This window comes from Chloroflexus sp. (assembly GCF_034435895.1).
Classification (GTDB): domain Bacteria; phylum Chloroflexota; class Chloroflexia; order Chloroflexales; family Chloroflexaceae; genus Chloroflexus.
In genome coordinates this window covers 36,300-48,743 of the sequence record NZ_DAOTWH010000054.1, presented here as the reverse complement: position 1 = coordinate 48,743, position 12,444 = coordinate 36,300, and the positions used below count along the sequence as shown (strand labels likewise).

11 protein-coding genes are annotated in these 12,444 nt (G+C 59.0%); 10 read left to right on the top strand and 1 reads right to left on the bottom strand.

The features are described from left to right. The 8 genes from U9R81_RS03330 to U9R81_RS03295 all read left to right on the top strand — a co-directional run. Positions 1-732 (top strand): SdrD B-like domain-containing protein (locus U9R81_RS03330; protein WP_322494107.1); only part of this gene is annotated, 732 nt, incomplete at its 5' end. Between the two features lie 392 nt (positions 733-1,124). Beyond that, positions 1,125-1,550, top strand: coding sequence for a hypothetical protein (locus U9R81_RS03325; RefSeq protein ID WP_322494106.1), 426 nt, complete (start codon positions 1,125-1,127; stop codon positions 1,548-1,550). Positions 1,551-1,619: 69 nt separating this feature from the next. Beyond that, positions 1,620-3,116 (top strand): response regulator, encoded by a 1,497-nt coding sequence (locus tag U9R81_RS03320; RefSeq protein ID WP_322494105.1) that lies wholly within the window; start codon positions 1,620-1,622, stop codon positions 3,114-3,116. Between the two features lie 65 nt (positions 3,117-3,181). After that, positions 3,182-4,036, top strand: coding sequence for a dTDP-4-dehydrorhamnose reductase (rfbD, locus tag U9R81_RS03315; RefSeq protein ID WP_322494104.1), 855 nt, complete (start codon positions 3,182-3,184; stop codon positions 4,034-4,036). After that, on the top strand, positions 4,033-4,995 hold the full coding sequence (locus tag U9R81_RS03310) for a glycosyltransferase family 2 protein (RefSeq protein WP_322494103.1): 963 nt from the start codon (positions 4,033-4,035) through the stop codon (positions 4,993-4,995). Before rfbD ends, U9R81_RS03310 begins: the two co-directional genes overlap by 4 nt. Then, positions 4,992-5,774: a dolichyl-phosphate beta-glucosyltransferase gene (locus U9R81_RS03305; RefSeq protein ID WP_322494102.1), complete on the top strand. Its 783-nt coding sequence runs from the start codon at positions 4,992-4,994 to the stop codon at positions 5,772-5,774. Before U9R81_RS03310 ends, U9R81_RS03305 begins: the two co-directional genes overlap by 4 nt. Beyond that, positions 5,771-6,058, top strand: a complete 288-nt coding sequence (locus U9R81_RS03300; RefSeq protein WP_322494101.1) for a YhbY family RNA-binding protein — start codon at positions 5,771-5,773, stop codon at positions 6,056-6,058. The genes U9R81_RS03305 and U9R81_RS03300 overlap by 4 nt, the downstream gene beginning before the upstream one ends. Further along, positions 6,055-6,435, top strand: a complete 381-nt coding sequence (locus U9R81_RS03295) for a hypothetical protein (protein ID WP_322494100.1) — start codon at positions 6,055-6,057, stop codon at positions 6,433-6,435. The genes U9R81_RS03300 and U9R81_RS03295 overlap by 4 nt, the downstream gene beginning before the upstream one ends. Here the strand turns inward: U9R81_RS03295 and U9R81_RS03290 are convergent. Next, a complete protein-coding gene (locus U9R81_RS03290; RefSeq protein WP_322494099.1) occupies positions 6,398-6,853 on the bottom strand; it encodes a hypothetical protein in 456 nt (151 codons plus the stop codon). The two genes, U9R81_RS03295 and U9R81_RS03290, sit on opposite strands and share 38 nt — an antisense overlap. 951 nt (positions 6,854-7,804) lie before the next feature. Between U9R81_RS03290 and U9R81_RS03285 the strand changes: the two genes are divergently transcribed. After that, entirely contained in the window at positions 7,805-8,293 is a 489-nt protein-coding gene (locus U9R81_RS03285; RefSeq protein ID WP_322494098.1) for a flavin reductase family protein, read from the top strand. A gap of 72 nt (positions 8,294-8,365) precedes the next feature. Continuing rightward, a complete protein-coding gene (locus tag U9R81_RS03280; RefSeq protein WP_322494097.1) occupies positions 8,366-12,412 on the top strand; it encodes a CHASE domain-containing protein in 4,047 nt (1,348 codons plus the stop codon). Positions 12,413-12,444: the final 32 nt, after the last annotated feature.

The following is a 12,444-nucleotide window of genomic DNA, read 5'->3' as shown; positions in this document are numbered from 1 at the left end:
AGCAATCTGACCATCGACTTCGGCATCTTCCGGCCGGCCAGCATTGGCGGCCGGGTCTGGAACGACCTCAACGCCAACGGCATTGCCGAGTCGGGTGAAGATGGCGTCAGCGGGGTCACGGTCAGACTGTACCGGTCTGACGGCACGCTGGTTGGCACGGTCGTGACCGGCAATGATGTCAGCTACCTATTCACCGACTTGCCGCCGGGAAGCTACTACCTGACCTTCAATTTGCCGTCGGGATGGGTGTTTAGCCCGCAAGGTCAGGGTAGCGATAGCAGGCACGACAGCGATGTTGACCCGAACACGCAGCGCACGCAGGTCTTCACGCTCACTAGCGGCCGGGATGACCTCAGTTGGTGGGCTGGCATCCACCGCGCGCCGCCGACCGCGATCACGCTGCTCAGCTTCACCGCCGAGCGGCAGAGCAACGGTGTGTTGCTACGCTGGGTGACGGGCAGCGAACGGGATACGCTCGGCTTCGTGATCTTGCGTAGCGCGAGCGGCAACCGGGCGGATGCGGTGCAGATCGTGGCGACGCCGATCCCGGCGCAGGGCAGCGCCGGCGGTGGCGCGAGCTACCAATGGCTCGATCGCACGGCCCAGCCAAACGTGAGTTATCACTACTGGCTGGTCGAGATCGAAGCTGGCGGCAGCCGCAACGAGTTTGCCTTGCACAGTCCGGCGCTGCAATTCACCTATCGGGTGCTGGTGCCGATCATCCAGCGCTAGCAGGCGCTTCGCAGCGTTCTTGACCGGTTGCCGCTCCTGATCAGGGGCGGCAACCAGTTTTTGGCGGTAGTGGGAGCATGTAGCTTGCCAACACTCATCCGCTCGTCGTATGCCAAGAAGTGTTTTTCAGACAATTTTTTGACTTGCAAGCAAAAAAGCCATGCCAAAATTGGCGCTGCATGATATAATAGGCAAACAAGATAAAAAGTCTTATCTTGGCGTATCATCAACTTGCTACCGGAAGGCGCATTCACCTCGCTGAGACAGAGGACGGCGCGAGCGACTGCTGGCTTATCGCAGGGCTAAAGCACCATCGACCTGTCCGTGCAGGCATGCCTCTTTCGACATCGTCTAATCCTAAGCTTAAGCATATTCGCACAGGAGCCGGCGCTATGTATATTCGCTGGGTTGTGCGGCGGCACAAAAACGCTGAGATTGCCAATACCAATTTCTACGACGCCTACCTTGTCGAGAGTTACCGTGACGAACGCGGGCAACCGCGGCAACGCACGATTGCATATCTCGGCAATATTCGCCAGATCGCAGGGGAGTTTCCGACGATTGAGCGCGAATTATTTTTATTGCGCGCCGATCGGATTCTCGAATCGTTACCCGAATTGACTGAGACTGAACGGCAAGAGGTTCGAGCTGCATTACGGCGTAAAGTGCCGCCATTGAATCGTGATGAAGTCATTCTCGGGTTTACTGCCAATCTCAGTTGGTACCGGCAATGGTGGGAACAGAATGGCAACCCGCTCAGCGATGAGGAAGTGCTCAGTATCGTGCGCGCAACGCGGGGCAAGGTCGGCCCGATCTAAGCCATGCCTAGACCGAAAATACACAATTTTGTCATGCCAATGGTAAGAGCTCCGTGGTAGGATATAACCATGGAGCAAAATACTGTGTTAATCGTTGACGACGATGAGCAGATGCGCGCGCTGCTCATTGACACCATAGCCCCCTTCAACCTCCGTCTGCTGACTGCGCAGCGCGGCGATCAGGCGTTGCAACTGGCAAAACAACACCAGCCTGATCTGGTTCTGCTCGACGTGATGATGCCAGATGTTGACGGGTTTGAAGTATGCCGATTGTTGCGCGATGATCCGATGTTGGCTCAGATTCCGATTGTTATGATCACCGCGTTGAATGATCGCGAAGCAAAAATACGCGGATTCGAGGCTGGCGCGGATGAGTTTATCACCAAACCGTTTGATCTCGGTGAATTGCAAGCGCGGATTAATACCTTATTGCGCTTGAACCGGTATCGCCGGCTCTTGCAAGAGCAGGCGCGCGTGAATGCCGAGCGAGCGCGGTTTGAGTGGGTGGTCGAGACATCAGATCACGCATACCTCATTCTTGACCAGCAGGATCGGATTACCTACGCCAATCCTCGCGCCCGGGCATACCTCGGCTTGACGGCTGACGAGCAGCCGAGCAGACCCTTCCGCGCGCTAGCAGCTCAGCGGTATCAGTTGGCGCCATCCGAGGCATGGGAACAGTGGCCGGCGCCGGTTGATATCCAGCGCTTCTTAGTGCATCCTGAAACGCTGCACAGTTCTGAACAGTGGCTCAAAGTTGAGCCGGCAGTCGTCTATCCGGCTGACGATCAAATTGTCGTGACCATCCGTGATGTGACGCAACAAATCACGACTCAACGCAATATGTGGACGTTTCATACCGCGATCTCGCATAAACTGCGCACGCCGCTGGTCAGTATTATTGGCGGCTTGAACATCTTGCACGACAATATGGATCAGCTCGATCGCTCGATTGCGCGGAACATTGCGGCTATTGCCCTTAGTGGCGCGCACCGGCTGCAAAGCGAAATTGATGATATTTTGCTCTATGTGCGCAGTCCCGGTGATGCGCACTACCTTGATACATGCACGGTGTTTGAACTGCCCGCCATGATCGCTGCGATCAGCCAAGAATTGGGGATGCAAACTGTCAGCCTCAATCTTGATCCTGCGCTCGATGCACGGCGGTTGCGGATTTCGCGGCGTAGCCTTGAAACGGTGTTGTGGGAATTGTGTGAAAATGCAAAGAAGTTTCATCCCAAAGGCAACCCGGCGGTGATGGTGCGCGTTGATGCTGATCTGGTTCGTGATCAGGTGCGGTTGTTGGTTTGCGATGATGGGGTGCATTTGCCGCCCGAACAACTGCGCAAGATTTGGCAGCCGTACTATCAGGCCGAGCGCAGCTTTACCGGCCAAGTTGAAGGGATGGGTCTAGGGTTGGCGCAGGTGGCGCGGATCGTATTGTCGGTTGGCGGTAGCTACCAGATACATAATCGCCCTGATCGGCCCGGCATCTGCGTCGAAATCCGCATTCCCTTTGCGGAAGAACGGGCGGGTGGCGTCATGGTTGGCCTAGATGAACGTTGAGTTGACGCTAATCAGCTCTTCTGCTACTCTGTGAAGCCGGTGACGCGCAGAGAAGGAGCCAGAGCTTGCGGATTGCAATCACCGGAGCGCATGGGCAATTAGGACAGGCGGTGATGGCCGCGCTCGCCGATCAACACGATCTGGCGCCGTTGGGGCATGGCCAGCTTGAGTTGGCTGATCCGGCCACTGCCGATCAGATTGCGGCCACCGGCGCCGAGGTGGTGATTCACGCTGCCGCCTACACGAATGTGGATGGGTGCGCGCGCGATCCATTGCTGGCCTATCGGGTCAATGGCTTGGGCACGCGCTACGTGGCCCTTGGCTGTCGCCGGATCAATGCGGCGCTGGTCTATATCAGCACCAATGAGGTGTTTGCCGGCGATGGCCGGCGGCCATATTTTGAGGATGATCCTACCGGCCCGATCAATCCGTATGGCCAGAGCAAACTGGCCGGCGAGCAAGCCGTACGCGAGTTGTGGCCGCGCCATTTTATTGTGCGGGTGGCATGGCTGTTTGGCGGCGAACGCAATTTTGTCCGCACGGTGTTGCGGTTAGCGGCCAACTCGCCGGCTGGAGGCTTGCGGATGGTGGCCGACGAGATCGGTAGCCCCACTTACGCGCCTGATGTGGCGGCGGGTTTGGCGCGGTTGATCACGACTGATTACTATGGCACCTATCACTTTGTCAACGATGGCATGTGCTCACGCTATGAGTTTGCGGCTGAAATCCTGCGCCGCGCCGGTATTGACACCCCGCTTCACCCTATCCGCTTGCGCGATTTTCAACGCGATAGCACGCCGCCGCCCTATACGCCGCTGGCCAATGTGGCCGGTGCAGCGTTAGGCATTACCTTCCGTCCGTGGCAAGAGGCGCTTGAAGCCTATCTTGCTCGCTTGCGCCGCGAAGCGTCATTGCCATGATTGATGTGATTGTGCCCAATTACAATGGCAGCGCTTTGCTGCCGATGTGTCTTGACGCGTTGCGCGCGCAGACCCGGCGTGATTTTGTGGTGACGGTGGTTGATGACGCGAGTACCGACGACTCGGTTGAGTTGGTGCGGGCGCGCTACCCAGAAATGCGGGTGTTGGCCTTGGCGCAGAACCGCGGGTTTGCGGCGGCGGTGAATGCAGCGATAGCAGCGACCGATCGCCCTTTTGTGGTCTTGCTCAACAACGATACCGAAGCTGACCCTAAGTGGTTAGAGGCGCTGATCGGCGCGCTCGAACGCTGGCCGCAGTTTGCCTTTGCTGCCGCGAAGCTGCGTCTGTTCGATCGGCGCGAGGTGTTGCATTCGGCAGGTGATTTCTATCGCTTGAACGGCGAACCGGGCAATCGCGGTGTATGGGAAGTCGATCGCGGCCAATACGATGCTTACACCGAGGTGTTCGGCCCATGCGCCGGCGCGGCTGCATACCGGCGCAGCGCACTAGAACTGCTGGCCGAAGATGGTAACGTCTTTGACGAAGAATTGGTAATGTACTGCGAGGATGTCGATCTCAACCTGCGAGCGCGGCGTAAAGGGCTGCGTACCATCTTTGTCCCGACCGCAGTTGTCTACCACCGGCTGAGTGCCAGCGGCGGCGGCGCGTTGGCCAGTTATTATTGCGGGCGCAATTTTCCGCTCGTATGGGTGAAAAATATACCGCCGCCGCTGGCGCGCCGCTATTGGCCGGCGCTAGTGATCTCGCAGGTGCGTTTCGCCCTGCATAGCTTGTTGCATGTTCGCGAACCAGCCGCGCGGGCGCGGTTGCGGGGCCAGTTGGCTGGTTTGCGCGCGTTGCCGCGCTTTCTATCGCGCCGTTCCGCATTACCCGAAGAAACAGCGCCGGTCGTCGCTGCACTAGCGCTCGGCCAGCCACCTACGCAGAGCACATCATGACCAACGAACCATTCTTGTCCATTGTGATCCCGGCGTACAACGAAGAGCGGCGCCTGCCGGCGACCCTCACCGCGATTATGGCCTTTCTCGCCGCCGAACCATACGCCAGCGAAGTGATCGTCGTCGATGATGGCAGCGAGGATCGTACCGCCGAGATTGCCGCAGCCTTCGCCGGTGTCACCGTATTGCGCTGCGATCATCGCGGCAAAGGCTTTGCGGTGCGTGCGGGGGCGCTCGCAGCGCGTGGATCGATCATCTTGCTGTGTGATGCTGATTTAGCGGTGCCGATTGAGGAATGGCCACGGCTGCGCGCCGCGATTGAGGCTGGCTATCCGATTGCGATCGGTTCCCGTGAGGGGGTTGGCGCGACCCGCGAGGGCGAACCGTGGTACCGACATGTGATGGGCCGAGTGTTCAATGGGATCATTCGCCTTGTGGCCCTGCGGGGGATCAACGATACACAGTGCGGCTTCAAGGCGCTGCGCCGTGACGTGGCCCGCGATCTCTTCCGCCGGGTGCGGATGTACGGCGATGATGCGCCGGTCGTGCGCGGCGCCGCTGTGACGGCGTACGATGTCGAATTGCTCTTCCTTGCCCGACGCCGTGGCTACCCGATCGCCGAGATTCCGGTGACGTGGCGCTACGGCGCGGAAACCAAAGTTAATCCGCTGCGCGACTCGTGGCGCAACCTGCGCGATGTGCTACGGGTGCGCTGGAATGATCTCCGTGGCCGGTATGATGTCACATCCGCCCCGGTAGAGGAGGTTGCTCCCCGATGACTCCTAGCCAACGCGCGCATCTGCGCCGCCTCGCCCATGCGTTGCCGGTCACGGTAATGATCGGCAAGCATGGCCTGACCGAAAACATTCTGTCGAAGGTTGAACAAGAACTCGATGCCCACGAGTTGATCAAACTGCGGTTTCTCGACTACAAAGACATGAAAGAGGAGTTGGTCGAGACAATAGTGGCGACGACCGGAGCGATGTTAGTGGCAATCATTGGCCACACGGCGATCCTCTACCGCCAGCACCGCGATCCGGCGCAGAGGAAGATCCACGTATGAACACGAAAGCCTTGCAACGCGGGTTCTGGCTCTCGTTTTGGGCGGTGGTGACCATTATGACGGTGCGCGGCGCAATCATTCCGGCGCGGCTGCGCAATCTGCGGATTACCAGCCTCAGCGGGATCGGGCCGGTGTATGCGACCGTGAGTTGGGGCTATAGCGCCGGCAGCCGGCCAGTCAATGTGATCTTTGATCTCCAGTGCGCCGGCGGTGCGACGGGGAGTGTCACCGTTGATGACGAGGCGCTCGAGGCTGAGGTGCCGTTGATTGGTACGGCGCGCGCCGGTGAGGCGTATACTATCACGGCGACGTTGGTCTACCGCCGGTTGGGGTGGACGTTCACCCACCAGATGCAGGCGTCGGGTCAGCTTGGGTAGCTTGCGCCTCGAGTTCGGCGATGCGAGCCCGCACTTCGGCGGCGAGCCGCTGCAATTCGCGGTTGACCACATATTGCCATTCGGCGGCTTCGTGGTCTTCGAGCGCGCCGCCGCCATACTTTAGTTCCATCGCCAGATGCCAACCTTTGCGTTCGGCAAACTTTTCTAATTCAGCGCACCGGCTCGGCGGCCAACGCCGGCGGATAAATTGGCGAAACGCGCGTTCCATCCGTCCTGAACCATCGGGATTTAACGATGGCAAGGGGAAAAATGGCTCTTTATCGCGCGGATCGGGGGCGGCCGCTTTGCTGAAGTAGAGGGTGCGCTGGGTAATCGAGTAGCGCCACTCGCCATCGCCATGGTAATTGCCGGGATTGTTGGCAATAGCGCCGGTCAGCATGCGATCGGTGATAGTCATCGTTGCACCTATTCGATAAAAACCGATCTTACGACAGTAATTTGTTCTATATAGCATAGCACAGAGCAGGCGAAGAGACAACTAGGCGGGGGGTAGGGAATAGGGATTGGGGAGGAGGGGCCAGAACGGTGGCGGCTCTTCCGTACCTACTTTTATTGCCTCTTCTCGGCATTGAACGTGAGCCGAGGGGTGAGGGCCAATCACCAAGGCGCCAAGCGAGCAAAGCCGCAGCGATGGTAAACGCCAAGGCGCCAAAGAACGCGAAGGACGCAAAGGTTTTTTGGGTGAGCGCCACTGCCCTGATTGTCATTGCGAGCCGAGCTGTGATGTTGCCCCCACCCTCGGCCCCTCAACCCCAACGGGGGAGGGGTGTTTTTTACCGCAGGGGGCGGAGAGGGCGCGGGGGAGGGGTTGGGGGTGGGGGCAAATCGACCGTGAGCACGCGGAACGCTGCGCTTCGCGCGGAATCCAACCATGCCCCGCTCCCACTGGCGCGGGAGCGGGGCATGCAGCGCCGGACGTTGCGGCATTGCACAGCGATCAACGGGTGTGCTTGACCAAATACGCTGTCCGCTCCCTCCCCCAAGCGCGGGAGCCATTCACTCAGGCAGGCGTTCCGCCGTAGCGGGAGATTGCTTCGGGCGCTGCGCGCCCTCGCAATGACAAATGGGTGACGCCCCTCGCAAGGCCGTGCCCGCCATCCAGCGGCTCCCCCTCTCCTACCATGAGATGGGAGAGGGTCCGGGGCATCGCACGGCGATCAACGGTTGTACTCCATCACTTGTTCTGTCCAAACAGCCAGTGTAGCGGGTGCCGGCCACCCCAAGAACGCTGCCGCTAGGTGGGATGGCGCGACAGTTTGATAGCCGTACTTCAGAACGCCTTGCTCATTTCACCTTACTCGGCGTATACTTCTACAAGGAAGAAGTTTTGAAATACCTTGAGATGCTCATGACTGTCGATTCACGTGACTATCGTGCCACAATGGGTTTGTTTGCCACCGGGGTGACGGTGATTACCGCCAGTGATGGCCAGCAGATCCGGGGCATGACTGCCAACTCGCTCACTTCAGTTTCGCTTGATCCGTTGCTATTACTCGTCTGTGTTAATCGCAACGCGCGTATGGCGCCGGTGATCAGCGCGGCGACTCAGTTTGCGGTGAATATCTTACGCGCCGATCAAGAAGCGATTGCGCGTCATTTTGCTGGCCGGCCACAGCCTGATCTCGATATTCCTATGATCGAACTGGCCGGCGCGCCAGTGTTGCGCGATAGCCTTGCCACCCTAGTCTGCGCCCGCGATCGCATCCTCGACGGCGGCGATCACCTGATTGTGCTGGGGCGGGTGCTTGCGCTGCGCCGCGCCGCTGAAGGGGAACCACTCTTGTACTTTGCTGGCGCGTACCGCCAATTGGCGGAAGTATCGCCGGTATTGGCGTAAACCTGTCCGGCATGCTACGATTCACTCTGGTAGTGTTGGTTGATGTCAGCGTACCTACTGGAGTGAACGGCAATGATCTACCTGAGCCGGCGCATACTGCTTGGCTTTGGTCTTGGCTACGCTGCGTTGATCTGGCTCGGCGCGCAGCCGGTCATCGCCACCCGCGGCTTACCATTGATTTGGCTTGCCGCCGGTGTGGCGTTAGGAGGTGCGCTGCTCGCCGGCAAGCGCGTCTTGCCATTCATCTTTGCTGGCGCTTTGGTTGGATACGGCGCCGTCTTCTGGCAGCTAGGTTTCCCTTTTGGGCGTTGGTTGCTCTTGGCGGTGATCTTTGCTAGTGCCGCGCTGGGGCAGGCATGGCTAGGCTATCTCCTCGTGTACCGGTTTGGCGGGACGTTGCCGCCGGCATCCTTACCGCGTGTCTTTCTGGTTTGTGGCATACTCGCGCTGGTCGTTATGCCGGCGCCATTTGTAGGCGCAGCGATAATGGCTGCTGCCGGAATGCGTTTGGCTGCCGATTGGCCATTGGTCGGCTGGCAATGGTGGCTCAACTTCCTTACCGGCGTTTGGCTGGTCACGCCGTGGCTTGTCGTCGGCGCTTACTATTGGCGCCAACGCCCCATGCGTGAACCGTTCCTGTGGCCGGTGAGCAGCCTCTTGCTGGCATTGCTGCTCTTTAGTTTGCAATTGATCTGGCGCGATGCTCAACAACGTTACGCCGATCAACTCCAAGCCGATGCCAACGAGATCATGAGTCTGATCGATGACCGGATGACGCGCTACGAACAAGGGATTCAGAACATTGGCGCGTTCTTTTTCGCTTCGCAGAAAGTTGAACAGTATGAGTTTAGCATCTTTGTGCGCACCGTCCTCAATCAACTTCCAGCGCTGCAGTCGGCCGGTTGGGCGCAGCGAGTGACGCAGGCCGAACGAGTAGCATTCGAGCGCCAGATGCAGGAAACCGGCTTGCCAGACTTTCGGGTGCGCGAGCCGGGGGCCTTTGACCCGCCGGCAGGCCCCCGGCCTGAGTATTTCCCCTTGATGTATGTCGAACCGTTTGCCGAGCGCCGTCCGGTGTTAGGTATGGATATGGCGGTCGAGCCGGTACGGCGCGATGCGTTAGCGCAGGCGCGCGATAGCGGGCAGATCGTCATGACGGGGCCAATCTTGCCGTATGTTGCAACAGTCAAGACGCCGTCAGTGTTGCTGATGGCGCCGGTGTATACCGCAGGGCCGCCGCCGCAAGATGTAGCTGAACGCCAGCGCCGGATTACTGGGATGGTGATGTTTTTGGTGATGCCGTCTGAGTTGATCGAACAAGCGCTGCGGCCAGTGACTCCCCCTGATCTTGAGGTGCTTTTGCTCGATGTGACCAATGACGCGCCGCAACCGCTCGCCTTTTACGCATCGGGCGCAGCGCAACCGCTCGATCAGCTTGATCTGGCGGCATTTGTGCGTGATGCTTTCATTGTCATCGAGCAGAATCGCTATGGCCGGGTCTGGCAATTTGCGTTGCGGCCCGGCGCGGCCTATCCGAACCAATGGCTGAATTGGGATGTCATGAGCCGCACCCTGATCGCCATCGCTAGCCTCGTCGTCTTCTTTCTCTTTATTGGCCAGCGCCAGCAGCACGATGCGCGCCAACGCCGGCTCACCCGCACCTATGCCTTGCTTAGCGCCATTAACCAGATGATCATTCGCGAACGTGAGCCGCAGCGGATTTTTCAGGAAGTCTGCCGGATTGCGGTTGAGGTGGGCGGGTTTCGGATGGCGTGGATCGGGCAGCGGCAAACAGGCAGTGATCGGTTGGAACCGGTGGCATTTGCCGGTGAAGCAGGCGACTATCTCGAACGCCTTCAGATCTCGCTGAGCGAAGATACGACCTGCCCAACGGTGCAGGCCCTGCGCAGCGGCCAAGCGATGATTGTCAATAATCTTGCCACTGATGAACGGGTGGCATTGTGGCGTGAAGCGGCGCTACGGCTAGGGTATCGCGCCTCGGCGAGCTTTCCGTTGCTGGTTGATGGCGAGGTGTATGCGATGTTGAGTCTCTATGCCGGCCATCCCGCTTTTTTCGATGCTGACGAAGTGCGTTTACTCAAAGAACTTGCCGATGATGTTGCCTTTGCTATCGTGGTTGGTCGGCAAGAGACGCAGCTCCGCGCCAGTGAACAACGCAATCATCTCATTGTCAGTGCGTTGCCGGATGTGGTCTTTCGACTGAGCCGGCAAGGGGTCTTTATTGATTTCTCGGCGCCGGCAAATGCTGTGCTACTGGTATCGCCAGCCGAGTTTCTCGGCCAACCGCTCGAAGCGGTATTGCCGGCGGAGTTGGTCCGACAAATGCGCGTTGCGCTAGCGGCAGCGTTTGCGACCGGCGAATTGCAGACGGTAGCGTATCAGCTTCAGATTAACGATCACGAACGCTTCTTTGAAGCGCGCATCAAAGCTAGCCCTGCTGGCGACGAAGCGATTGCGATTGTGCGTGATGTGACGGAGTGGCGTGCGGCAGAGTTAGCCTTGCAGGCTGAACGTGATCTGCTTGCGCGGCGTGTGGCCGAACGTACCGCCGAATTGAGCCGGGCCAATGCCGAATTGGCGCGGGCCGTGCGCACCAAAGATGAGTTCCTCGCCAATATGAGCCACGAGCTGCGCACGCCGCTGAACGCGATCCTTGCCCTGAGCGAGAGTATGTTAGAAGAGTTGCGCGGCCCGCTCAACGAGCGGCAACAGGCGGCGGTGCGGGCGATTGAGGCGAGCGGTCGCCATTTGTTGGCCCTGATCAATGATGTGCTCGACTTGGCCAAGATCGAAGCGGGGCGGATGGATATCAGCAAAGAGGTGGTCGCGGTCAGCGATCTGTGCGAAGCGAGCCTGACACTGGTCAAAGAGCAGGCTCACAAGAAACAGATCCGCCTTTCGCTGCGGATCGACAATCCGCAGGCGCGCTTTTTGGCCGACCCCCGCCGCATCAAACAGATACTGGTCAATCTATTGAGCAATGCCGTCAAGTTTACGCCCAACGGCGGTTTGGTAGAGTTGCGTGTTGCGACTGATGCGACCCAAGGCACGATTGCCTTTACCATCAGCGATACCGGCATTGGCATTGCACCCGAACAGTTGCAGCGTCTCTTCCAGCCGTTTGTGCAGCTTGACAGCGGCCTCAGCCGGCAACACGAAGGGAGCGGCTTGGGGTTGGCGTTGGTGCGGCGCCTTGCCGATCTGCATGGTGGGAGTGTTTCAGTAGCCAGCGAGCTGGGGAAAGGCAGTATCTTTACGGTGACGTTGCCCTATCAACCGGTACCGCATGCGGTTGCGACCGCGATTGATGACGAATTGCCACCGCTGCGGTTGGGGTTGGTGATAGTTGATTCGGCGACGATAGCCGATCAATTGGCCCGTTACCTCGAAGAACAGCAGATCCAGCCAGTGTTAGTCTTGCAGCGGAATGATGCGCTTGAGCACGCAGCCGCAATGCGTCCCGATCTGATCGTGCTCGATCTTCACATGGCTGGCGGCGCGGGTTGGGACATCCTCGCCGGCTTGCAACACGATCCTGAATTGCAGTCGATCCCAGTGATTGCCATTGTGATGGCGGGTGAATCCCAACAAGCATTGGCAGCCGGCGCGGTGGCATGGCTGGCGCAACCGGTTGATCGGGCCGCGTTACGACGAGTGTTGAGCCACATCACCTTTTTGCCCAAGCCAGCAAGCGCGCCGGAATTGCGGTACAGCGCCGGGGCCAAGCTCTTGTTGGCTGAGGATAACGAACTCAATCTGTCAACCATGAGCGAATACCTCGCTGCTCGTGGTTATGAGCTACGGGTTGCGCGAAATGGGCGCGAGGCGTTGGCAGTCGCCGCCGAATGGCAGCCCGATCTGATCATCATGGATATTCAGATGCCTGAAATGGACGGGTTAGAAGCGATACGGCAATTACGCGCGCAAGCGATGTACGCTGCCACTCCGATTATTGCCGTCACTGCGCTGGCGATGCCGGGTGATCGCGAGCGTTGCTTGCTGGCCGGCGCAACCGATTATCTAGCCAAGCCGGTCAATCTGCGCCGGTTAGTCGAGCGCATCGAGCAGCTTCTGCATCAACAGCAACATGCCAGATAATTCCGGTGTATCTGGTATCTTCATGTGCTACA

Excerpts from the sequence above, each read along its gene's own strand:
- U9R81_RS03325 (WP_322494106.1), top strand. The coding sequence starts at position 1,125 with ATGTATATTCGCTGGGTTGTGCGGCGGCACAAAAACGCTGAGATTGCC.
- U9R81_RS03320 (WP_322494105.1), top strand. The coding sequence starts at position 1,620 with ATGGAGCAAAATACTGTGTTAATCGTTGACGACGATGAGCAGATGCGC.
- U9R81_RS03310 (WP_322494103.1), top strand. The coding sequence starts at position 4,033 with ATGATTGATGTGATTGTGCCCAATTACAATGGCAGCGCTTTGCTGCCG.
- U9R81_RS03305 (WP_322494102.1), top strand. The coding sequence starts at position 4,992 with ATGACCAACGAACCATTCTTGTCCATTGTGATCCCGGCGTACAACGAA.
- U9R81_RS03300 (WP_322494101.1), top strand. The coding sequence starts at position 5,771 with ATGACTCCTAGCCAACGCGCGCATCTGCGCCGCCTCGCCCATGCGTTG.
- U9R81_RS03295 (WP_322494100.1), top strand. The coding sequence starts at position 6,055 with ATGAACACGAAAGCCTTGCAACGCGGGTTCTGGCTCTCGTTTTGGGCG.
- U9R81_RS03290 (WP_322494099.1), bottom strand. The coding sequence starts at position 6,853 with ATGACTATCACCGATCGCATGCTGACCGGCGCTATTGCCAACAATCCC.
- U9R81_RS03285 (WP_322494098.1), top strand. The coding sequence starts at position 7,805 with ATGACTGTCGATTCACGTGACTATCGTGCCACAATGGGTTTGTTTGCC.
- U9R81_RS03280 (WP_322494097.1), top strand. The coding sequence starts at position 8,366 with ATGATCTACCTGAGCCGGCGCATACTGCTTGGCTTTGGTCTTGGCTAC.